The 22,363-nt window shown below is 70.7% G+C and carries 16 protein-coding genes; 4 read left to right on the forward strand and 12 right to left on the reverse strand.

The genetic code is table 11. The features are described 5' to 3' along the window. Window positions 1-150: 150 nt before the first annotated feature. Both ACFY5B_RS03545 and ACFY5B_RS03550 read left to right on the forward strand, forming a co-directional pair. The gene (locus tag ACFY5B_RS03545) at window positions 151-4,140 is read left to right on the forward strand and encodes a HAMP domain-containing protein (RefSeq protein ID WP_389963903.1); all 3,990 of its coding nucleotides are present in this window, start codon (window positions 151-153) and stop codon (window positions 4,138-4,140) included. Continuing rightward, window positions 4,137-4,607 (forward strand): two-component system response regulator, encoded by a 471-nt coding sequence (locus ACFY5B_RS03550; RefSeq protein ID WP_389963906.1) that lies wholly within the window; start codon window positions 4,137-4,139, stop codon window positions 4,605-4,607. Before ACFY5B_RS03545 ends, ACFY5B_RS03550 begins: the two co-directional genes overlap by 4 nt. A 65-nt stretch (window positions 4,608-4,672) precedes the next feature. On the opposite strand, the gene ACFY5B_RS03555 is transcribed toward ACFY5B_RS03550, so the two are convergent. After that, the gene (locus ACFY5B_RS03555) at window positions 4,673-6,544 is read right to left on the reverse strand and encodes an AMP-dependent synthetase/ligase (protein WP_389963909.1); all 1,872 of its coding nucleotides are present in this window, start codon (window positions 6,542-6,544) and stop codon (window positions 4,673-4,675) included. Window positions 6,545-6,791: 247 nt separating this feature from the next. Further along, window positions 6,792-8,660 carry a translation elongation factor 4 gene (lepA, locus tag ACFY5B_RS03560; protein ID WP_389963912.1) on the reverse strand — a complete coding sequence of 623 codons (1,869 nt, stop codon included), beginning with the start codon at window positions 8,658-8,660 and terminating at the stop codon, window positions 6,792-6,794. Between the two features lie 241 nt (window positions 8,661-8,901). Here lepA and rpsT point away from each other — a divergent pair, with 241 nt between their 5' ends. Continuing rightward, complete coding sequence (gene rpsT / locus ACFY5B_RS03565; protein WP_053669127.1) at window positions 8,902-9,168, forward strand: 30S ribosomal protein S20; 267 nt, start codon at window positions 8,902-8,904, stop codon at window positions 9,166-9,168. Between the two features lie 223 nt (window positions 9,169-9,391). On the opposite strand, the gene ACFY5B_RS03570 is transcribed toward rpsT, so the two are convergent. Further along, on the reverse strand, window positions 9,392-9,787 hold the full coding sequence (locus tag ACFY5B_RS03570) for a nuclear transport factor 2 family protein (RefSeq protein WP_389963915.1): 396 nt from the start codon (window positions 9,785-9,787) through the stop codon (window positions 9,392-9,394). Window positions 9,788-9,887: 100 nt separating this feature from the next. Between ACFY5B_RS03570 and ACFY5B_RS03575 the strand changes: the two genes are divergently transcribed. Beyond that, entirely contained in the window at window positions 9,888-10,313 is a 426-nt protein-coding gene (locus tag ACFY5B_RS03575) for a VOC family protein (RefSeq protein WP_389963918.1), read from the forward strand. Window positions 10,314-10,459: 146 nt separating this feature from the next. On the opposite strand, the gene holA is transcribed toward ACFY5B_RS03575, so the two are convergent. The 9 genes from holA to leuS form a co-directional block, all read right to left on the reverse strand. After that, window positions 10,460-11,449 (reverse strand): DNA polymerase III subunit delta, encoded by a 990-nt coding sequence (holA, locus tag ACFY5B_RS03580; protein ID WP_389963921.1) that lies wholly within the window; start codon window positions 11,447-11,449, stop codon window positions 10,460-10,462. Window positions 11,450-11,577: 128 nt separating this feature from the next. Beyond that, the gene (locus ACFY5B_RS03585; RefSeq protein WP_389963923.1) at window positions 11,578-11,823 is read right to left on the reverse strand and encodes a hypothetical protein; all 246 of its coding nucleotides are present in this window, start codon (window positions 11,821-11,823) and stop codon (window positions 11,578-11,580) included. A 38-nt stretch (window positions 11,824-11,861) separates the two neighbouring features. Then, the gene (locus tag ACFY5B_RS03590) at window positions 11,862-12,743 is read right to left on the reverse strand and encodes a YceI family protein (protein WP_389963926.1); all 882 of its coding nucleotides are present in this window, start codon (window positions 12,741-12,743) and stop codon (window positions 11,862-11,864) included. A 173-nt stretch (window positions 12,744-12,916) separates the two neighbouring features. Continuing rightward, entirely contained in the window at window positions 12,917-13,747 is an 831-nt protein-coding gene (locus ACFY5B_RS03595; RefSeq protein WP_389963929.1) for an arylamine N-acetyltransferase, read from the reverse strand. A 4-nt stretch (window positions 13,748-13,751) separates the two neighbouring features. Beyond that, a complete protein-coding gene (locus ACFY5B_RS03600; RefSeq protein WP_389963932.1) occupies window positions 13,752-16,358 on the reverse strand; it encodes a ComEC/Rec2 family competence protein in 2,607 nt (868 codons plus the stop codon). After that, window positions 16,355-17,509, reverse strand: coding sequence for a helix-hairpin-helix domain-containing protein (locus ACFY5B_RS03605; protein ID WP_389963935.1), 1,155 nt, complete (start codon window positions 17,507-17,509; stop codon window positions 16,355-16,357). Before ACFY5B_RS03605 ends, ACFY5B_RS03600 begins: the two co-directional genes overlap by 4 nt. Window positions 17,510-17,628: 119 nt before the next feature. Next, on the reverse strand, window positions 17,629-18,474 hold the full coding sequence (locus tag ACFY5B_RS03610; RefSeq protein WP_389963938.1) for a DegV family protein: 846 nt from the start codon (window positions 18,472-18,474) through the stop codon (window positions 17,629-17,631). A 72-nt stretch (window positions 18,475-18,546) separates the two neighbouring features. Beyond that, window positions 18,547-19,245, reverse strand: coding sequence for a hypothetical protein (locus ACFY5B_RS03615; RefSeq protein ID WP_389963941.1), 699 nt, complete (start codon window positions 19,243-19,245; stop codon window positions 18,547-18,549). Between the two features lie 192 nt (window positions 19,246-19,437). Next, window positions 19,438-22,317 carry a leucine--tRNA ligase gene (gene leuS, locus ACFY5B_RS03620; protein ID WP_389963944.1) on the reverse strand — a complete coding sequence of 960 codons (2,880 nt, stop codon included), beginning with the start codon at window positions 22,315-22,317 and terminating at the stop codon, window positions 19,438-19,440. Window positions 22,318-22,363 lie beyond the last annotated feature (46 nt).

A 22,363-nucleotide genomic window follows, 5' to 3' on the forward strand; every position in this document is an offset into this window, starting at 1 on the left:
TGCCGACAGAGTGACAGACTGGCCACGCCCATAAGCGCCGAGTTACCGAAGTGGGCCGCCATGAGTGAGAACAGTGCTACTCCTGTGGTCGAAGACCGGTGCGAAGACGGTCAGATTCGTGCATCCGATCTGCGCCCCCTGCTCGCCGCCATGACCGCCGCACGCGACGGCGACTTCACCAAGATTCCGGAATCCGGCCACGGGATGGTGGCCGAACTGACCGCCGTCTACAACCAGATCATGGACCGCAGCGTCCACTTCACCTTCGAGGTGCAGCGCGTCCGGCGGGAACTGGTGCGGCACGGCCGGCTCGACGAGCGGCTCTCGGCCAGCCCGGGCCAGGGCTTGTGGACGTCGCGGGTCAACGACGTGAACCAGTTGCTCGACGCCCTGGTCGCCCCGGCGGCGAACGCCACGCGCGTGCTGGACGCGGTGGCCGGCGGGGACCTCACCCAGCGGGTCGATCTGCACGACGGGACACGGCAGTTGCGCGGGGATCTGCGGCGCCTGGGCCGGGCCGTGAACAAGATGGTGGACCAGCTGTCCCTGTTCACCGGCGAGGTGACGCGGGTGGCCCGTGAGGTCGGCACCGAAGGGCGGCTCGGCGGACGGGCCAAGGTACAGGGCCTGTCGGGCAGTTGGCGGGACGTGACGGAGGCCGTCAACACGATGGCGTCCCGGCTGACGGCCCAGGTGCGGGACATCGCGGCGGTGACGACGGCGGTGGCGCGGGGCGACCTGACCCGCACGGTCACGGTCGAGGCGACCGGCGAGTTGCTGGAGCTGAAGCTGACCGTCAACACGATGGTGGATCAGCTGTCGGCCTTCGCCGACGAGGTCACCCGCGTCGCGCGCGAAGTCGGCACCGAGGGCCAGCTGGGTGGCCGGGCGCAGGTGCGGGGCGTCTCCGGCGTCTGGAAGGACCTCACCGACAACGTCAACTTCATGGCGTCGAACCTGACCTCGCAGGTCCGCAACATCGCCCAGGTGACGACGGCCGTGGCCAACGGCGACCTGTCCCAGAAGATCACCGTCGACGCGCAGGGCGAGATCCTGGAGCTCAAGTCGACGATCAACACGATGGTCGACCAGCTCTCCGCCTTCGCCGACGAGGTCACCCGCGTCGCCCGCGAGGTCGGCACCGAGGGCAACCTCGGCGGCCGGGCCCAGGTGCGGGGCGTCTCCGGCGTCTGGAAGGACCTCACCGACAACGTCAACTTCATGGCGGACAACCTCACCTCCCAGGTGCGGAACATCGCCCTCGTGTCCACCGCCGTCGCCCAGGGCGACCTCGGCAAGAAGATCACGGTCGAGGCCAAGGGCGAGATCCTGGAGCTGAAATCCACGATCAACACGATGGTCGACCAGCTCTCCGCCTTCGCCGACGAGGTGACCAGGGTCGCCCGCGAGGTCGGCACGGAAGGCAACCTCGGCGGCCAGGCGCAGGTGCGGGGCGTCTCCGGCGTCTGGAAGGACCTCACCGACAACGTCAACTTCATGGCGCTGAACCTGACGTCGCAGGTCCGCAACATCGCCCAGGTGACGACGGCCGTCGCCAACGGCGACCTGTCGAAGAAGATCACGGTCGACGCGCGCGGCGAGATCCTCGAGTTGAAGGACACCGTCAACACGATGGTGGAGCAGCTGCGCGCCTTCGCCGACGAGGTGACACGGGTCGCCCGGGAGGTCGGCACCGACGGGCGGCTCGGCGGCCGGGCCCAGGTGCTGGGCGTCTCCGGCGTCTGGCGGGACCTCACCGACAACGTCAACTACATGGCCGACAACCTCACCTCTCAGGTGCGCAACATCGCCCAGGTCGCGACGGCCGTGGCGCAGGGCGATCTGTCCCGGAAGATCGACGTTGACGCGCGTGGCGAGATCCTGGAGCTGAAGACCACCATCAACACCATGGTCGACACGCTCTCCTCGTTCTCCTCGGAGGTCACGCGCGTCGCCCGCGAGGTCGGCTCCGAGGGCCGACTGGGCGGCCAGGCCCGGGTGGAGGGCGTCTACGGCACCTGGAAGCGCCTGACGACGAACGTCAACGAGCTCGCGTCCAACCTCACCACCCAGGTCCGCGCCATCGCCGAGGTCGCCTCGGCGGTGGCCCAGGGCGACATGTCCCGCTCGATCACCGTGGAGACGCAGGGCGAGGTCGCCGAGCTCAAGGACAACATCAACCTGATGGTGGCCAATCTGCGCGAGACGACCCGCGCGAAGGACTGGCTGGAGTCCAATCTGGCCCGGCTCGCCGCCCTGATGCAGGGCCACCGGGACCTCATGGAGGTCGCCGACCTGATACTCCGCGAACTGACCCCACTGGTGAACGCCCAGTACGGCGCGTTCTACCTGGCCGACCCGGAGGAGGACGGCGCGACGGTTCCCACCAAGGGCCTGGCCTTCATCGCCGGCTACGGCGCCGCCCAGGACGCGACCGTCGAGACCGGCGGCCTGCCGGTGCACGGCCTGGTCGCGCAGGCGGCCCGGGAGAAGAAGCGGATCCTGGTGGAGGGTGCCCCACCCGACTACATCAAGATCAACAGCGGTCTCGGCGAGGCGGCGCCCACGACCATCGTCATCATCCCGATCCTCTTCGAGGACAAGCTCCTCGGCGTCATCGAACTCGCCTCGTTCTCCCGCTTCTCCGATGTCCATCTGGCGTTCTTCGACCAGTTCGTCAACACCATCGGCGTCGCCATCAACACGATCATCGCCAACTCCCGCACGGAGTCCCTGCTCGGCGAGTCCCAGCGCCTGGCCATGCAGCTCCAGGAGCGCTCGGACGAACTCCAGAAGCAGCAGGGCGAACTGCAGCGCTCCAACGCCGCGCTGGAGGAGAAGGCCGCCCTGCTGGCCACGTCCTCGCAGTACAAGTCGGAGTTCCTGGCCAACATGTCGCACGAGCTGCGTACGCCGCTGAACTCCCTGCTGATCCTGGCCCGGCTGCTCTCCGACAACCCGGACGGCCACCTCTCCGACCAGGAGGTGCAGTTCGCGACGACGATCCACCGCTCGGGCTCGGACCTCCTGCAGCTGATCAACGACATCCTGGACCTGTCGAAGATCGAGGCCGGCCGGATGGACGTACGCCCCAAGCGGCTCCCCCTCATCAAACTGCTCGACTACGTCCACGCCACCTTCCGGCCCCTCACCCTCGACCGGGGGCTCGCCTTCGAAGTGGCGGTCGGCGAAGACGTACCGCGCGAGATGTACTCGGACGAGCAGCGGCTCCAGCAGATCCTGCGCAACCTGCTCTCCAACGCGATCAAGTTCACCGCGTCCGGCAAGGTCGAGCTGCGGGTGGACCGGGTGCAGGACGCCGAGCACCGCTGGGTCCGGGACACCGACGACGTCATCGCGTTCGCCGTGTCCGACACCGGCATCGGGATCGCGCCGGAGAAACTCCCGGTGATCTTCGAGGCGTTCCAGCAGGCCGACGGCACCACCAACCGCAAGTACGGCGGGACCGGCCTCGGCCTGTCCATCAGCCGGGAGATCGCGGGCCTGCTCGGCGGCCGGATCGTCGCGGAGAGCGAACCCGGGAAGGGCTCCACGTTCACCCTGTACGTGCCGGTCGTCAGCCCCGGCCACACCGCGCCCGCGCCCGTTCCCGAGGACCGCGCCGACCTGCCGCTGCCCCTCCAGCCGACCGCCGGGGTCTTCCCCGTCACGCACGACACGGACGACGCCTGGCCGTCGCCGACGAAGCTGGAGGCGTGGACGTCCGGCCGGCCGGGCCGGATCCTCGCCGGGCGGCGGGTGCTGATCGTCGATGACGACATCCGCAACGTCTTCGCCCTCACCCATGTCCTGGGCCGGGTCGGCATGACCGTGCTCTACGCGGAGAACGGCCGCGAGGGCATCGAGACGCTGGAGCGCAGCGCCGACGTCGAACTGGTCCTGATGGACATCATGATGCCGGAGATGGACGGCTACGAGACCATCGCCGCGATCCGCCGCACACCCCGCTGGTCGGGCCTGCCGATCGTGGCCCTGACCGCCAAGGCGATGCCCGGCGACCGGGAGAAGTCCATCGCCCGCGGCGCCAACGACTACGTACCCAAGCCGGTGGACATCGACGGCCTTCTCACGGTCGTGTGCGCACTGCTGGACCCCGAGGGCACGGAAGAAGAGGCATGAGCGACACGCCCACCCACCCCGAACGCGCCGGAATCCTCCTGGTCGACGACATGGAGGACAACCTGACCGCCCTGGAAGCCGTCCTGGACTCCCTCAACGAGCCGCTGCTGCGCGCCCGTTCGGGCGAGGAGGCGATGAAGGCCCTGCTGCGGCAGCCGATCGCCCTGGTCCTGCTCGACATCCGGATGCCCGGCATGGACGGCTTCGAGACGGCCGCCCACATCAAACGCCTCGACCAGACCCGGGACGTCCCGATCATCTTCCTCACCGGCGCGGACGACGACGCGGGCTACGCCTTCCGCGGCTACGCGACCGGGGCCGCCGACTACGTGACCAAGCCCTTCGACCCGTGGGTCCTCAGGGCAAAGGTCAGCGTCTTCCTGGACCTCTACCGCAAGGGCAGGGAGGTGGAACGCCTCAGGACAGAGATCCAGGAGCTGAAACGCCGGGTGCAGAAGGGCACTTAGGGGCGCGGGGAACTGCGCGAGCAACCACGAACAACCCGCAGCCGCCCGCGCTCATCAGTCGCCCCCTACGCCTCGCGAGACCCGTCGTACATCTCCTCGATCAGATGCTTGTACTCCCGCTCCACCACGGGCCGCTTCAGCTTCAGACTCGGCGTGATCTCCCCGTGCTCGACGTCGAGGTCCCTCGGCAGCAGCCGGAACTTCTTGATGGTCTGCCACCGCTGAAGCCCCTCATTGAGCTGCTTCACATACCCGTCGACCATCTCCACGGTCTGCGGCGCCGCCACGATCTCCGCGTACGACTTGCCCTCCAGCCCGTTGTCCTTGGCCCAGTCGGTGATGGCGACCTCGTCGAGCGCGATGAGCGCCGTGCAGAAGTTCCGGTCGGCGCCGTGCACCAGGATGTTGGACACGTACGGGCACACCGCCTTGAACTGCCCCTCGACCTCCGCCGGGGCGATGTACTTGCCGCCCGAGGTCTTGATGAGGTCCTTCTTGCGGTCGGTGATCCGCAGGTACCCGTCGGGCGACAGCTCCCCGATGTCCCCGGTGTGGAACCAGCCGTCCGGCTCCAGCACCTCGGCCGTCTTCTCGGGCAGCTTGTGGTAGCCCTCCATGATGCCCGGGCCGCGCAGCAGGATCTCTCCGTCGTCGGCGATCCGCACCTCCGTGCCGGGCAGCGGCTTGCCGACCGTGCCGGTGCGGTAGGCCTCGCCCGGGTTCACGAAGGACGCCGCCGAGGACTCGGTCAGGCCGTAGCCCTCCAGGATGTGGATGCCGGCGCCGGAGAAGAAGTACCCGATCTCGGGTGCCAGCGCCGCCGAACCGGAGACGCACGCCCGCAGGTTCCCGCCGAACGCCTCCTTGATCTTGGCGAACACCAGCGCGTCGGCGACCTTGTGCTTCGCGCCGAGACCGAACGGCACGGACGCGGTGCCGGTCCGGCGGAAGTTGTCCTGGGAGACCTTGGCGTACTCGCGGGCCACCTCGGCCGCCCACTGGAAGATCTTGTACTTGGCGCCGCCGCCCGCGCGGGCCTTCGCGGCCACGCCGTTGTAGACCTTCTCGAAGATGCGCGGCACGGCCGCCATGTACGTCGGCTGCACCACCGGCAGATTCTCGATGATCTTGTCGACCCGGCCGTCCACGGCGGTGACGTGCCCGACCTCGATCTGCCCGGAGGTCAGGACCTTGCCGAAGACGTGCGCGAGGGGCAGCCACAGGTACTGCACGTCCGCGCCGCTGACCAGCCCGGTCGCGGCGATCGCCTTCGCCATGTACGACCAGTTGTCGTGCGGCAGGCGCACGCCCTTGGGGCGGCCCGTGGTGCCGGAGGTGTAGATGAGGGTGGCCAGCTGGTCCTTGGTGATCGCGCCGACCCGCTCCTTGATGAGGTCGGGGTCCTTCTCCAGCCGGGCCGCGCCGCGCTTCTCCAGCTCGTCCAGGGTGAGGATCCAGTCGGCGGTCTCCACCCCGGCCGCGTCGATCACCACGACATGCGTCAGCTCGGGCAGCTCGGCGCGCTTCTCCTGGGCCTTGGCCAGCTGCTCGACGTTCTCCGCGATCAGCACCCGGCTCTCGGAGTCCGACAGGATGTACGCGGACTCGTCGGCGTTGGTCTGCGGATACACCGTGGTCGTGGCCGCGCCGGCGCACATGATGCCGAGGTCGGCGAGGATCCACTCGATCCGGGTGCCGGCGGCGAGGGCGACGCGCTGCTCGGGCTGCACGCCCAGCTCGATGAGGCCCGCCGCGATGGCGTAGACCCGCTCGGCGGACTGCGCCCAGGTCAGTGACTTCCAGTCGTCCGGCCCCTGGCCCGCCGACGGGACCGGATACCGATAGGCCTCGGCATCCGGCGTGGCCGCCACGCGCTCCAGGAAGAGGCCCGCCACGGACGGCGGACGGTTCTCGATCAGGGTCTGTGTGTCGCTCACGACATCCTCCGGGCCCGCGACGTGCGGCTGGCTCAGGTGCGGCTGGGTTCACTCGCGAGCCCTTGTTTAACTCGCGAGTAACTATCGAGCAGGGATCAGAGTAAAGGGCGACCGGCCCCTGCGTAAGGGTTCGCGGCCTGTCACTTCGTACAGAGAGCTACCCCACGAACGCACAGGGCCCGCCGCACTTTCGCACGGCGAGCCCCTGTTCAACCCGGATTGCGGTGTAACCCGCGGTAATCCGTGATTACTTCTTGCCCTTGCCCGACCCCGCGCTGTCATCACTCGACAGGACGGCGATGAAGGCCTCCTGCGGAACCTCTACGGAACCCACCATCTTCATCCGCTTCTTGCCCTCCTTCTGCTTCTCCAGCAGCTTCCGCTTCCGGGAGATGTCACCGCCGTAGCACTTGGCGAGGACGTCCTTGCGGATGGCGCGGATGGTCTCGCGGGCGATGACCCGGGAGCCGATGGCGGCCTGGATGGGCACCTCGAAGGCCTGCCGCGGGATGAGCTCGCGCAGCTTGGCGACGAGCCGCACGCCATAGGCGTACGCGGCGTCCTTGTGGGTGATCGCCGAGAAGGCGTCGACCTTGTCGCCGTGCAGCAGGATGTCGACCTTGACCAGGCTGGAGGTCTGCTCGCCGGTGGGCTCGTAGTCGAGCGAGGCGTAGCCGCGGGTCTTGGACTTCAGCTGGTCGAAGAAGTCGAAGACGATCTCGGCGAGCGGCAGGGTGTAGCGGATCTCGACCCGGTCCTCGGAGAGGTAGTCCATGCCGAGCAGGGTGCCGCGCCGGGTCTGGCACAGCTCCATGATCGAGCCGATGAACTCGCTGGGCGCCAGGATGGTGGCCCGCACGACCGGCTCGTAGACCTCCGAGATCTTGCCCTCGGGGAACTCGCTCGGGTTGGTGACGGTGTGCTCGGTGCCGTCCTCCATGAGGACGCGGTAGACCACGTTCGGCGCGGTGGCGATGAGATCGAGGCCGAACTCGCGCTCCAGCCGCTCGCGGATCACGTCCAGGTGCAGCAGGCCGAGGAAGCCGACGCGGAAGCCGAAGCCGAGGGCGGCGGAGGTCTCCGGCTCGTAGACCAGCGCGGCGTCGTTGAGCTGGAGCTTGTCCAGGGCCTCGCGCAGCTCGGGGTAGTCGGAGCCGTCCAGCGGATAGAGCCCGGAGAAGACCATGGGCTTGGGGTCCTTGTAGCCCCCGAGCGCCTCCTCGGCCCCCTTGTGCTGGCTGGTGACGGTGTCACCGACCTTGGACTGGCGGACGTCCTTCACACCGGTGATGAGGTAGCCCACCTCGCCGACGCCGAGTCCGTCGGCCGGCAGCATCTCCGGCGAGTTGGTGCCGATCTCCAGCAGCTCGTGCGTGGCGCCGGTGGACATCATCCGGATCCGCTCACGCTTGTTGAGCTGGCCGTCGATGACACGGACGTACGTCACGACACCGCGGTACGAGTCGTAGACCGAGTCGAAGATCATCGCGCGGGCGGGAGCGTCGGCGACGCCGACCGGCGGGGGGATCTCCGCGACGACCTTGTCGAGCAGCGCCTCGACGCCCAGGCCCGTCTTGGCGGACACCTTGAGCACGTCGTCCGGGTCACACCCGACCAGGTTGGCGAGCTCCTCGGAGAACTTCTCGGGCTGCGCGGCCGGCAGGTCGATCTTGTTCAGCACCGGGATGATCGTGAGGTCGTTCTCCATCGCCAGGTAGAGGTTGGCGAGGGTCTGCGCCTCGATGCCCTGGGCGGCGTCGACCAGGAGGACGGTGCCCTCGCAGGCGGCCAGCGACCGCGAGACCTCATAGGTGAAGTCGACGTGCCCCGGGGTGTCGATCATGTTGAGGATGTGCGTGTCGTTCTTGTCGTGGGTGGGAGCCCACGGGAGACGCACCGCCTGTGACTTGATCGTGATGCCACGCTCGCGCTCGATGTCCATGCGGTCGAGGTACTGGGCGCGCATCTGCCGCTGCTCGACCACTCCGGTGAGCTGGAGCATCCGGTCGGCGAGCGTGGACTTGCCGTGGTCGATGTGCGCGATGATGCAGAAGTTGCGGATCAGAGCCGGGTCGGTACGGCTCGGCTCGGGCACGTGGCTGGGGATCGCGGGCACGCAGGGTCCTGATTCTTGAGGCGTCCGCAGTGTCTGCGGTCTCGGGTCGGATCGATACGTAGCCTCCATGGTCCCACGGGTGGGGACCATGGACGGGTTTGGGCCGTGGAAGGGGCCGCTGGTAGCCTGGGTGGCTGTGCCTCATGCCCTCTCGCAGGAGGTACGACCCCAAGAAATCACCCGGTACGGGAATCGTGCGGTGTCCGTGCGGCCTCGTGCCAGAACCTGAGAAGGCTCATTCGTGGCGAACATCAAGTCCCAGATCAAGCGGATCAAGACCAACGAGAAGGCGCGGCTGCGCAACAAGGCCGTCAAGTCCTCCCTCAAGACCGCGATCCGCAAGGCCCGTGAGGCTGCTGCCGCGGGTGACGTCGAGAAGGCCACCGAGTACCAGCGCGTCGCCGCGCGTCAGCTCGACAAGGCCGTCTCGAAGGGCGTCATCCACAAGAACCAGGCCGCCAACAAGAAGTCGGCGCTGGCTTCGAAGGTCGACGCGCTCAAGGGCTGACATCTGATGTGACGCCGGAGGGAATCGAGCGGGCCCTCTCTCATCCGCTCCCGTCCGGCACCCCCGGATCCGCGCGCGGCCTGCGTTCGCCACGCGGGCGCGGATCCAGCAGCTCGAACCGAAGGCCCCGCCCTCCGCTCTTCCCCAGAGCGGCCGGCGGGGCCTTCGGCCTGTCTCCTGCGCCACCGGCGGTGTACCGGCGGAACCTGCCCTGTCCGTGGTCCTACGACCAGAACTCGTTGTTCTTGTCGATGTCCTCGACGCATTCGTCGAGGTCGGTGACCTTGTCGCCGACGATCCGGAAGACGATGCAGCCGGTGTCGTCGAGGCTCTTGCCGTTGCGCTCGGCCGTGAAACGGGTCATGCCGACCGCGTGACCGCGGCCGTCGACGGCGATGCCGATCAGGTCGGCGCGCATCGTCCCGTTCGTCTCCGCGCCGAGCCGTTCGTACATCTCTATGATCGAGTCCAGCCCTTTGAAGTCGCCCGACAACGGGTGATCGCCGGGCACGTGGTGGGTGGCATCCCCCGCGATCAATCCGCGCAGGGCGTCCATGTCACCGCGCGAGAAGGCCTCGAATCCCTTGCGGACCAGCGCTGCGTGCGGGTGTTCAGCCATGGCTTTCGCCACCTCTCCATCACTGGGCGACGTACGGCTGATACACCCGATTCTCCTCTTCGGCAGGAAGAGGGCGACTCGATCACGGCACAGTGGAGAGATGGACGCACACGACACCGAGGCACCTGTCCTGGTCCGCGCGGCAACCAGGCTCCCCGCCCAGGACCTGGAGCGGGCGCGGCGCTTCTACTCGGAGAAACTGGGTCTGGATCCCGTGGACGAACGCCCCGGCGGGCTGCTCTACCGGTGCGGCGGCGCGGAGTTCGTCCTCTTCCGCTCGACGGGAGCCTCCCCCGGCACCTTCACGCAGATGGCGTTGGAGGTCGAGGACCTCGATGCGGCGGTCGCCGAGCTGAAGCGCCGCGGGGTGGTCTTCGAGGAGGTCGACGCCCCCGGCTTCCGCACGCGGGGCGGAATCGCCGAGATCGACGGGAACTACCCGAGCAAGGGGGCGCGGGGCGAACGCGGCGCCTGGCTCCACGACAGCGAGGGCAATCTGCTGGGGCTGGGGGAGCCGGTCTTCTGAGCGACGGGACGCCCTCGGCCGGTCCGGGTGCGTGCTCCCGGCGTGCCGGGCGTGGACCCGCGTACTGGATGTACTCGGGTCTGTGCCCGGTGCGGCGGGAGTGCGTGCATGGCGTCGCGAGGCAGACCGGGATCGTAGGACAGGCCCTAGGCCCGCCCTCTGGAGCGAGCCGCCCGGGCGATGATGACCACGGCCTTCTCCAAGGCGTACTCGGGGTCGTCGCCCCCGCCCTTCACCCCCGCGTCCGCCTCGGCCACGGCCCGCAGTGCGACCGACACCCCGTCCGGGGTCCAGCCCCGCATCTGCTGCCGTACCCGGTCGATCTTCCACGGCGGCATGCCCAGCTCCCGCGCGAGATCCGCCGGCCGCCCCCCGCGCGCGGACGACAGCTTCCCGATCGCCCGGACGCCCTGCGCGAGAGCGCTCGTGATGAGCACCGGCGCGACCCCCGTCGCCAGCGACCAGCGCAACGCCTCCAAGGCCTCCGCGGCGCGCCCCTCGACCGCCCGGTCGGCGACCGTGAAGCTCGACGCCTCGGCCCGCCCGGTGTAGTACCGCCCGACGACCGCCTCGTCGATCGTGCCCTCGACGTCCGCGACCAGTTGCGACACCGCCGAGGCCAGCTCCCGCAGATCGCTGCCGATCGCGTCGACGAGCGCCTGGCACGCCTCCGGCGTGGCGGACCTCCCCGTCGTCCTGAACTCTCCCCGCACGAACGCGAGCCGGTCCGCCGGCTTCGTCATCTTCGGGCACGCCACCTCACGGGCCCCCGCCTTGCGCGCCGCGTCGAGCAGCCCCTTGCCCTTCGCCCCGCCGGCGTGCAGCAGCACGAGGGTGATCTCCTCGGCCGGCGCCCCGAGGTACGCCTTCACGTCCTTGATCGTGTCGGCCGACAGATCCTGCGCGTTGCGTACGACCACGACCTTGCGCTCCGCGAAGAGCGACGGGCTCGTCAGCTCGGCGAGCGTGCCGGGCTGCAACTGGTCCGGGGTCAGGTCCCGTACGTCCGTGTCGGCGTCGGCGGCCTTCGCCGCGGCCACCACCTCCTGCACGGCACGGTCGAGGAGCAGGTCCTCCTGGCCCACGGCGAGCGTCACCGGGGCGAGGGGGTCGTCATTCGCAGTCTTCCTGGCCATCGCCCCAAGCATCCCACGCGCCACTGACAGCGGACCCCGACGGACCGGGGCGTCCACGCGGACACAGGCGGTCCGACGTGGGACCCCGCACGAGCCAGGCCGACGTACGCCCGCCCGGGACCCGGTGCCTACGGTTCCTCCCGCCAGCCCTCCCACTCGCCGGCCAGCCGGTCCAGCTCCCCGGGAGCCAGCCGCTCGTCCTCGTCACGCAGGACGACCAGCCACTGCGCGTCCTCGGCGTCGTCCTCGCCGGCCAGCGCGTCCCGCACCAGCTGCGGCTCCTCCACGACCCCGAACCGCTCCCGCAGCGCCTCCACCACCTCTTCCGCGGCATCACGATCGGGCAGCACCAGCACATGTCGCACATCACTCACGCCGGACATTGTCCGACACCGCGTCGTGGCCGGGTCGTTCAGCCCTTGCGGACGATCTGCACATCGAGGTCGACCCTGATGCTCGGCCCCACCACCGCGATGCCACGCGCCAGCATGGTCTGCCAGCTCACCGTGAAGTCGTCCCGGTGCAGCTCGGTCGTGGCCCGGCAGGCCGCCCGCACCTCACCCTCCATGCCGTTGCCCAGCCCCAGGTACTCCGTGTCCAGCGTGACCGTCCGCGTCACGCCGTGCAGCGACAGCGCCCCCGTCACGGCCCACCGGTTCCCGCCCTTGTGCACGAACCGGTCGCTGTAGAACTCCAGCGTCGGGAACCTCTCGACGTCCAGGAAGTCCGCCGAGCGCAGATGGTCGTCACGCATCCTCATGTCGGTGTCGATGGACGCCGCGTCGATCACCACGTGCATCGCCGACCGCTCCACCGGATCGGCGACCCGTATCACCCCCGCGAACGACTTGAACCGCCCGTGGATGCGGGCCAGTCCGATGTGCCGCGCGGTGAAGCCGATCGAGGAGTGCGCCGACTCGATCTCCCAGTCTCCGGCATCGGGAAGCTCCGGCGGCCGGGCCACCTGCAGCGTCACGTCCCCCAGTGACGCGAGCGCGTTCTCGGCGACCTGCGTCGTCGCCCGGTAGGGCGTGTAGCCCTCCGCCGACACGGCGAGCCGGTACTCCCCCGCGGGCACCGTCGTCACGAACGACCCGTACGGATCCGCTCCGCCGCTGACGACCGGCCGCCCCACGGCGTCCGTGACCGCGAACTCCGCGTGCCGGACCGGCTCGTTGACCGGGTCCAGCACCCGGCAGGCCAGCACCCCCGCACTCGGCGGTGTCGGCACCGCCGCCAGGGGACTCGTCCGGTGCACCCGGTCAGTGCGGCTTGCCCGCCAGCGGCCGATCATCCACGACTCCTCTGAGTGGCTCGAAATCGCCTGTTGATCACTGTTGATCACACCTGCCGAAGACGCATTCGACCACCCATGAGGCTTTCGAGGCAACACGAGACCACATCACGGGAATCCAGCAGATGTGCTGGTACTGCGCCTGAGTAGCCCCGTGTGGCCGGAATTGACTGCTACGCGGGATTTCGCGACTCCGGCACCCTGTCGAGCTCGATCCCGAACCGCTCCCGATACACCCCGAGCACCTCCTCGTCCGTCCCCAGTTCCCTCTCCTCCCGCGTGCCGTCGGCCGCCGTCACCGTGAGCCGGCGTCCGCTGAGCGTGATCCGCCCTCCCTCCTCCGTCACCAGCGAACACACCAGCGACCGCGTGAAGTGCGACACCGGCGACGTGCTGTGCCACCACGCCCCGGCCACGAAGTCGCCGAGCGCCCGAGGACGCACCTCCAGGCGGTACTGCGGTCTGCCGTCCCGGAACACGTCCAGGTCCGCCGCCTCCACGGTGCCGTGCCCACCGCGCGCCCCGGCCGCGTCCGGCCCCGCCTCGACGATCCGGAACGTGCCCCCCGGGTCCTCCTGCTCCCCCCGGTCCCCGAACGCCAGCGGAAGGTGGCTGTGCGCCCCGAACCCGACATCGGCCAGCCAGTCACCCCCGTCCACCGTCCGTACCCTCAGCGCGAGATGGTCGTACGGGATCCCGAGCCGCCCCTCGTCCCCGTACACCCGCGCCGCCAGCAGCGCCACGTCGTATCCCAGTGCCGAGAGCAACGCCCCGAAGGATCCGTTGAGTTCGTAGCAGAACCCGCCCCGCCGCGCGCCCACCACCTTGTCCAGCAGCCGCTCCTCCGCCAGCACGATCTCCTCGCCCAGATGGATCGAGAGGTTCTCGAACGGCACGGCCTGCAGGTGCCGCAGGTGCAGTTCGCGCAGCGCGTCGACGGTGGGCCACGCCGGGTGCTGGACTCCCAGTCGGCGGAGATAGGCATCAACCTGGCTCGAGTTCATGTCCTCAGTCTCGCGCCACCCTCAGCTCACCGCCCTCTCCCGTGACCGCGAGCGCGCCGTCCCGGTCCGTCCGCAGCACCGCCGCGCCCCCGGCACGCAGCGCCGCCACCGTGCCCGGCGCCGGGTGCCCGTACGAGTTGTCCTCGCCGCAGGAGATGAGGGCCAGCCGCGGGGCCGCCCGGCGTATGAGGCCCGGGTCCTGGTAGGCCGAGCCGTGGTGGGCGACCTTCAGCACGTCCACACCCTCCAGCGCCTCGGCCGCCGGCGAGCGCGCCAATGCCCTCTGTGCCGGGGGCTCCATGTCCCCGAGGAGCAGCAGGCGCAGTCCGGCCGAGCGGACCAGCAGGGCGACGCTGGCGTCGTTCGGCCCCTCCGGCACCGGGTGCGGCGGCAGCGCCCCCGGAAGCACGCCAGGATGCACCCCTGGCGCCGAGTCCGGCGGCGGGCTCGGGGGCGGCCAGACCACCTGCCAGGACAACTCCCCCGCGCGCCGCTGCTCCCCGATAGCCGCCGGTGTCACGGGAATCCTCCGCGCCGCCGCCAGTCTCCGTACGAACGCGGCCTGGTCCTCGGGCTCCTCCAGTCCCGTCGTCTCGATCGCGCCCACCGCCCGTCCCCGCAGCACCCCGGGCAGGCCCGCCACGTGATCGGCGTGGAAGTGGGTGAGCACGACCAACGGGATCCTGCTGATGCCCAGTGAGCGCAGACAGTGGTCGACGAGCCGCGGATCGGGCCCCGCGTCCACCACCACTCCGGACCCCTCGCCCGCCGCGAGCACCAGGGCGTCACCCTGCCCCACGTCACACATCACCAGCCGCCAGCCCGGCGGCGGCCAGCCCGTCACCACCCGCGTCAGCGGTGGCGGCTGCACCACCACCACAAGCAGCAACACTCCGCAGACCCCGCACCACCAGGGATGCCCGAGCAGCCGTCGTCCGACGAGCACCAGGGTCAGGATCGCGGCCAGCAGCAGCACCGCGCCCGTCCAGCTGCCCGGCCAGTCCACTCCCCCGCCCGGCAGTGCCGCCCCGGTCCGGGCGATCCGCGCGATCCACTCTGCGGGCCAGTGCGCGCACCACGCCAGGGCCTTGGCCACGGGCATCGCCACCGGCGCCGTCGCCAGTGCCGCGAACCCCAGCACGGTCGCCGGCGCGATCGCGAACTCCGCGAGCAGATTGCACGGCACCGCCACGAGACTCACCCGCGCCGACAGCACGGCGACGACGGGCGCGCACAGGGCCTGCGCGGCTGCGGCGGCGCCGAGGGCTTCAGCCCACCTCGGCGGCACCCCGCGCCGCCGCAGCCCGGCGCTCCAGCGCGGCGCGAGCGTGAGCAGGGCCCCGGTCGCGACGACGGAGAGCAGGAACCCGTAGCTTCGCGCCAGCCACGGGTCGTACAGCACCAGCAGCAGAACCGCCGTCGCCAGCGCCGGGATCATCGACCTCCGGCGGCCGGTCGCCAGAGCGAGCAGGGCCACGGCTCCGCAGGCCGCGGCCCGCACCACACTCGGATCCGGTCTGCACACGACGACGAACCCGAGCGAGAGCACGCCGCCGAGCACGGCCGTCCCGCGCAGTGAGACACCGAGCCGGGGCGCGAGCCCCCGCCGCTCGACGTGCTGTGCCAGGCCCGGTGGCCCGAGCAGCAGCGCGAGGAGAATCGTGAAGTTGGCCCCGGAGACGGCCAGGGTGTGCGTGAGATCGGTCTCCTTGAACGCCTCCTCCAGCTCGGGTGTGATCCGCGAGGTGTCCCCGACCACCAGGCCCGGAAGCAGCGCCCGAGCGTCCGCCGGCAGCCCGTCGGTCGCCTCTCGCAGCCCGGCACGCAACCGCCCGGCGAACCGCTGCGGCCCCGAGGGTCCTCCCACCACGTCCGGTTCGCCCGGTTCCCGCACTCGCAGCACTGCCGCGACCCGGTCGCCGCCCGTCATCGCGGGCGCCAGCCGCGCACCGACCCGCAGCCGCGCCGACGGCAGCAGCCCGAGCCAGGGCGACCGCTCCCGCCCACCGGCCACCCGGCCCGGCGGGGCCGGGCCCACGTCCACGATCATCAGCACCGGTGTCCGTGTGGTCACCGTCGTGCCGCCCGCCTCGTGGACGCGCAGCACGTCGGCGTCGATCAGTACGGCCGTCGGCGCCACGTGGTCGCCGCTGACCCTCGGCCGGGTGAGCCGGGGGTCGGACGTGAGCTCGACCTCGGCGGTCACCGTCGCGTACTCCCGCGCCAGGCCGGGCACGGGTCCCCGGCGCAGATCCGCCCCGTGCAGCCCGGCCGAGGCGGCAGCCCCGGCGACACACAGCAGCAGGGCGGCGAGTGTGGCGCGCGGCCATGGAGCGGTCCGATGTCTTTGGGCCAGGAGCAGCAGACCGACGGTCACCAGACAGCCGATCACGGTGCCGAGGACCCACTGGGGCGAGGCGTTCAGCGTCAGCGCCGCCGTGCCCCAGGCCGCGAGGGCGGGCGGCACGAGCCGCAGGTCCGTCGGGCCCTCCTGGCGTGGTCGGGCGGTGCCGAGGCGCGTGCCGGAGGACGCGTGCACGGAGGACCGGGCGGGGCCGAGCCCGGGCGCGGCCCCGTCCTGCCCTGCCGACGGGCCGGGGAGGCTCCTCATGGCCGCACGAGGTCGCGCAGGTCGGCGAAACGGCGGTCGCCGATGCCGTTCACCTCGCGCAGCTCGTCCACGGAACGGAAACCGCCGTGCTGCGTGCGGTAGGCGATGATGTGCTGCGCCAGCACCGGGCCGACACCCGGCAGGGTGTCGAGCTGGTCCGCGGTGGCCGTGTTGAGGGAGACCGGGGCCGCCGGTGCGGCCGCCCCACCCGCCGCCCCACCCGCCGCGGCACCGGCCGGGCCACCGGGAGCCGTACCGCCCGCCCCTGTTCCGCCCGCGGGAGCCGGGCCACCGACGATCACCTGCTCGCCGTCCACGAGGAACCGGGCGCGGTTGAGCCCGTCGGTGTTCGTGCCCGGCTTCACCCCGCCCGCCGCGTGCAGCGCGTCGGCCACCCGCGAGCCGGGAGGCAGCCGGTGGATCCCCGGCTCCCGGACCTTGCCGCCGACGTCCACGACGATCTCGCCCGCCCCCGCCTTCACGGACCCGGACGAAGCCTCGGAGACCGCGCCGGAGGGAGCACCGGCAGCACCCGGGCCGCGTTTGTGTCCGGCAGGTCCGCTATCCGGTCGCTCCCCGTACGGCACCGCCGCCCGCACCACCTCCGGTGGCCGCACGGACTGCGTGCGGCCCGTCCAGAAGTGCTGCACGGCGAATGCCGCCGCGACGACGAGCACCACCGTCAGAGCCAGCACACTCCGCCGCTCCAGACCGCACCTGGACTGCACCCACAGCGGCAGGCGCTCCCGCAGCGCCAGGCCGGCCCGCTCCCGCCAGACTCCCTCCACGGCGCCGCCGCCCCCGCCCGCCGGCTCGCACAGGACGCCCGCGGGCTGCATGAGGGTCTCGTGATCACCCAGCCGCCGGTTCTCTTCACCATCGGTGGAACCCGGCGGCCCCTGCCCCGACTCCCGGTGCCCCCGGGCCCGTTCGACCGGCTCGGCCTGCCCTGGGTGGCCCACCGGCCCGGTGTGGTCGCCGAACAACACCCCTGCGCGCCGCCGAAGTTCCTCCGCCGAGGCATGACGCTGCCGGGCCCGCCCGCGCGCGGCCGGCGGGCGTCGGTGAGGACGGACGCGCCCGTCGGACGCCGGCCCACGGCCCGGCCCACTGGTCGCGGTCGCTGTGCGTGAACGTGATCGAAGTGCCATGCGACGAGGATCGGCCACCTCGCCCCACCCGCGATGATCTTGGTGAATTCCCGGGGACAGGCCCCCGGTTGTGGACAACTCCGTCACTCACACGGACGACCGGAGTTCCACAGCAACGTTCACCGGGGCGAAACCACGACTCCCAGCAGCCCGGGCCCCGTGTGCGCCCCGATCACCGCCCCGACCTCGCTGACATGCAGATCCGCCAGCCCGGACACCCGCGTCCGCAAGCGGTCGGCGAGTGCCGACGCCCGGTCCGGGGCGGCGAGATGATGGACGGCGACATCGACCTGGGCGCTGCCCGCACGGTCGGCCGCGATCTCCTCGAGGCGGGCGATCGCCTTGGTCGCGGTCCGCACCTTCTCCAGCGGTTCGATACGGCCGTCGGCCAGTTGCAGCAGCGGCTTCACCGCCAGCGCCGAGCCCAGCAGCGCCTGCGCGGCACCGATACGGCCGCCGCGCCGCAGGTAGTCGAGGGTGTCGACGTAGAAGTAGGCGGAGGTGCCCGCGGCTCTCTTCTCCGCTGCTGCGACGGCCTCGTCGACCGTTCCGCCCGACTCGGCGGCCTGCGCCGCGGAGAGCGCGCAGAAACCGAGCGCCATCGCGATCATGCCGGTGTCCACCACCCGCACCGGCACCGGCGCCTGCCGTGCGGCCACGACGGCCGCGTCGTGGGTGCCGGACAGTTCGGCGGAGAGGTGGAGGGAGACGATGCCGGTGGCGCCGGACTCGGCGACCTTGCGGTAGGTCTCCTCGAAGACCGCGGGAGCGGGCCGCGAGGTCGTCACGGGGCGCCGCTTCTGCAAAGCCTGGGCGAGGGCGCGGGTCGAGATCTCGGTGCCCTCCTCCAGCGCCCGGTCACCGAGGACCACGGTCAGCGGTACCGCAGTGATGCCGTGACGCTCCATCGTCCGGGTCGGCAGGTAGGCCGTTGAATCGGTGACGATCGCGACATGGCGGGACATGAGCTGGAGGTTACCTGCCGTAGCGCTCGTGTGGCAGCCCGGGCCCTGCGCCCTGCGTCGCGAGTGGCCGGTTCAAGTGGTGCTCTCGGGACGGGGCTTCTTCTGCCACGGGTGCGTCAGGCGCGGTCCCGGCGGCGTGATGGCGGGCCGTGCCGGTTCCTGCGCCGGGCCCGGCTGCGCGCCGTCCGACCAGGTCTGCTGCTGCGCGGACGTGGACTGCGGCTCCGGCCCCGTCCAGTGCCGCAGTGCGCCGGACTCCAGGTCGATCTGGGCGCTGAGCGTGTCCAGGTCGTCGTCGGCGAAACGGTGAGCCCGATCGCGGGCCGCCCAGCGCAGCGAGTCCGCCGAGTGCGTGATGCGTTCGGTGCGCTCGCGCAGCCCGGGCAGCCGCTCGGTGAGCGCGGCGCGGTCCGGCTCGGACTCCAGGCGCTTGAGCTCTTCGTCCAGCTCGTGGCCGTGCGCGCTGAGCCGTTCGAAGAGGCCGACCGACTCCTTGAGGGACTCGTCCTCGGCGACGGCCGCGTGCAGTGCGTCCTGCGTGGCGCGCATCGAGGTGCGCAGCTTCAGCCGCAACTGGGCGATTTCGCCCGCGGCGCCGGGCTGGACGAAGGACTTGGCGCGCAGTGTGTGGTCCTCGACCGTGCGGCGGGCCTGGGTGATGCCGCGGTCCACGCCGCGCTTGGCGGCGCCGACCGCCTTCACGGTGGCGTACGCCCCGAGCCCGAGAAAGAGCACGAAGAGCAGGGCGAAGACTGCGATCACTGCTTCCACAAGGGCTCCTCCTCAGGACGTCACGGCGCCTCGCGTCGCTCTTCCACGGTAAACGCAGCGGGCAGGTCCGGAGTTCCAGAAAAACCCCGAACCTGCCCGTAGGGGACCACCCCGAGAGGGGCCCTGCCGTGGAGGACCACCCCGAGAGGGGCCGTGGAGGCCCCTCCGGCAGCGGTCCGTACGTCCTGGCGGCTAGGCCGGAACGATGTTCACCAGCTTCGGCGCGCGCACGATCACCTTCCGGATCCCGGCGCCGCCCAGCGCGGCGACGACCTTCTCGTCCGCCAGCGCGACCTTCTCCAGCTCCTCGTCGGAGATCGACGGCGCGACCTCCAGTCGCGCCTTGACCTTGCCCTTGATCTGCACGACACAGGTCACGGTCTCGTCGACGACGTACGCCGGGTCGGCCACCGGGAAGTCCCGGTGCACCACCGAGTCGGTGTGCCCCAGCCTGCGCCACAGCTCCTCGGCGATGTGCGGGGCCAGCGGCGCCACCATCAGCACCAGCGGCTCGGCGACCGAGCGCGGCACGGCGCCGCCCGCCTTGGTCAGGTGGTTGTTCAGCTCGGTGACCTTGGCGATGGCGGTGTTGAACCGCATGCCCTCCAGGTCGCCGCTGACCCCGTCGATCGCCTTGTGCAGGGCGCGCAGCGTCTCTTCGTCGGGCTCGGCGTCGACGACGGTCACCTCGCCGGTGGCCTCGTCGACGATGTTGCGCCACAGCCGCTGCAGCAGCCGGAACTGGCCGACCACCGCGCGCGTGTCCCAGGGACGGGAGACGTCCAGCGGGCCCATGGCCATCTCGTACAGGCGCAGCGTGTCGGCTCCGTACTCGGCGCAGATCTCGTCCGGAGTGACCGCGTTCTTCAGGGACTTGCCCATCTTGCCCAGCAGCCGGGAGACCTTCTCGCCCTGGTACCAGTAGGCGCCGTCCCGCTCCTCCACCTCGGCGGCCGGCACCGCGATGCCACGGCTGTCGCGGTACACGTAGGCCTGGATCATGCCCTGGTTGAACAGCTTGTGGAACGGCTCGGCGGACGAGACGTGTCCCAGGTCGTACAGGACCTTGGACCAGAAGCGCGCGTACAGCAGGTGCAGCACGGCGTGCTCGGCGCCGCCGACGTACAGGTCGACACCGCCGTGCGGCTGGCCCTCGCGCGGGCCCATCCAGTACTGCTCGATCTCGGGGTCGACCAGCTTCTCGGAGTTGTGCGGGTCCAGGTAACGCAGCTCGTACCAGCAGGAACCGGCCCAGTTGGGCATGGTGTTGGTCTCGCGCCGGTACGCGCGCGGGCCGCGGCCGTCGCCCAGGTCCAGGGTGACGTTCACCCAGTCCTCGTTGCGCGACAGCGGCGTCTCGGGCTGGGTGTCGGCGTCGTCCGGGTCGAAGGTGCGCGGCGAGTAGTCCTCGACCTCGGGCAGCTCCAGGGGCAGCATCGACTCGGGCAGCGCGTGGGCGATGCCGTCCTCGTCGTAGACGATCGGGAAGGGCTCGCCCCAGTAGCGCTGGCGGCTGAACAGCCAGTCGCGCAGCCGGAAGTTGACGGTGCCCTCGCCGACGCCGGACCGCTCCAGCCACTCGGTGATGCGCGCCTTGGCCTCGACGACGCCCAGGCCGTCCAGGCTGACCTCGTCGTTCGAGGAGTTGATGATCTTCGCGTCGTACGACGCGAAGGCGTTCTCCCAGGTCGAGGTGTCCGTGCCGCGGCCGTCGGTCGGCTCGACGATGCAGTGGATCGGCAGCTCGAAGGCGCGCGCGAACTCGAAGTCGCGCTGGTCGCCGGCCGGGACGGCCATGATCGCGCCGGTGCCGTAGCCCATCAGGACGTAGTCGGCGATGAAGACCGGGACCTGCTCGCCGTTGACCGGGTTGGTGGCGTACGCGCCGATGAAGACGCCGGTCTTGTCCTTGGCCTCGGCCTGGCGCTCCACGTCGGACTTGGAGGCGGCCTGGGCGCGGTAGGCGGCGACGGCCTCACCGGGCGTCGCGTGGCCGCCGGTCCAGACCTCGTGGGTGCCCTCCGGCCAGGCGGCCGGGGTGAACTTCTCCACCAGCGGGTGCTCGGGCGCCAGCACCATGTAGGTGGCGCCGAACAGGGTGTCGGGGCGGGTGGTGAAGACCGTGATGCGCTCGCCGTCGATGGGGAAGTCGACGCGGGCACCCTCGCTGCGGCCGATCCAGTTGCGCTGCTGCAGCTTGATGGCCTCGGGCCAGTCCAGCGCGTCCAGGTCCTCCAGCAGCCGGTCCGCGTAGGCCGTGATGCGCATGTTCCACTGGCGCAGCTTGGCCTTGAAGACCGGGAAGTTGCCGCGCTCGGAGCGGCCCTCGGCGGTGACCTCCTCGTTGGCCAGCACGGTGCCCAGCCCGGGGCACCAGTTGACCGGCGCGTCGGAGGCGTAGGCCAGCCGGAACTCGCCCAGGACGTCGGCCTTCTCGGCGGCGCTCAGCTCGCTCCACGCGCGCGTGTGCCCCGGTACGGGCCGCTCACCGGACTCGAAGTCGGCGACCAGCTCGGCGATCGGGCGGGCCCGGCGGGCGTCGTGGTCGTACCAGGAGTTGAAGATCTGCAGGAAGATCCACTGGGTCCACTTGTAGTAGTCCGGGTCGATCGTGGCGAACGACCGGCGCTTGTCGTGGCCCAGGCCCAGCCGGCGCAGCTGGGACTTCATGTTCTCCATGTTGGCCTCGGTGGACACGCGCGGGTGCGTGCCGGTCTGCACCGCGTACTGCTCGGCGGGCAGGCCGAAGGCGTCGAAGCCCAGGGTGTGCAGGACGTTGTGGCCGGTCATCCGCTGGAAGCGCGCGAACACGTCCGTGGCGATGTAGCCCAGGGGGTGGCCGACGTGCAGGCCCGCGCCGGAGGGATACGGGAACATGTCCATGATGAACTTCTTGGGGCGGGCGACGATCTCCCGGTCACCGGCCAGGTCACCCATGGGGTTGGGCGCGGCGTAGGTGCCGTCGGCGTCCCAGAAGTCCTGCCAGCGTGCCTCGATCTCGGCAGCCATGGCGGCCGTGTAGCGGTGCGGCGCCGCCACCTCGGAGGTGGCGGCGGGGTTCGTCTCGCTCATGATCCTCAAAGCTCCATCGATCGTCTCTGCCTGCGGCTGTCTGGTT

The organism is Streptomyces sp. NPDC013187 (genome assembly GCF_042899705.1).
Classification (GTDB): domain Bacteria; phylum Actinomycetota; class Actinomycetes; order Streptomycetales; family Streptomycetaceae; genus Streptomyces; species Streptomyces hawaiiensis_A.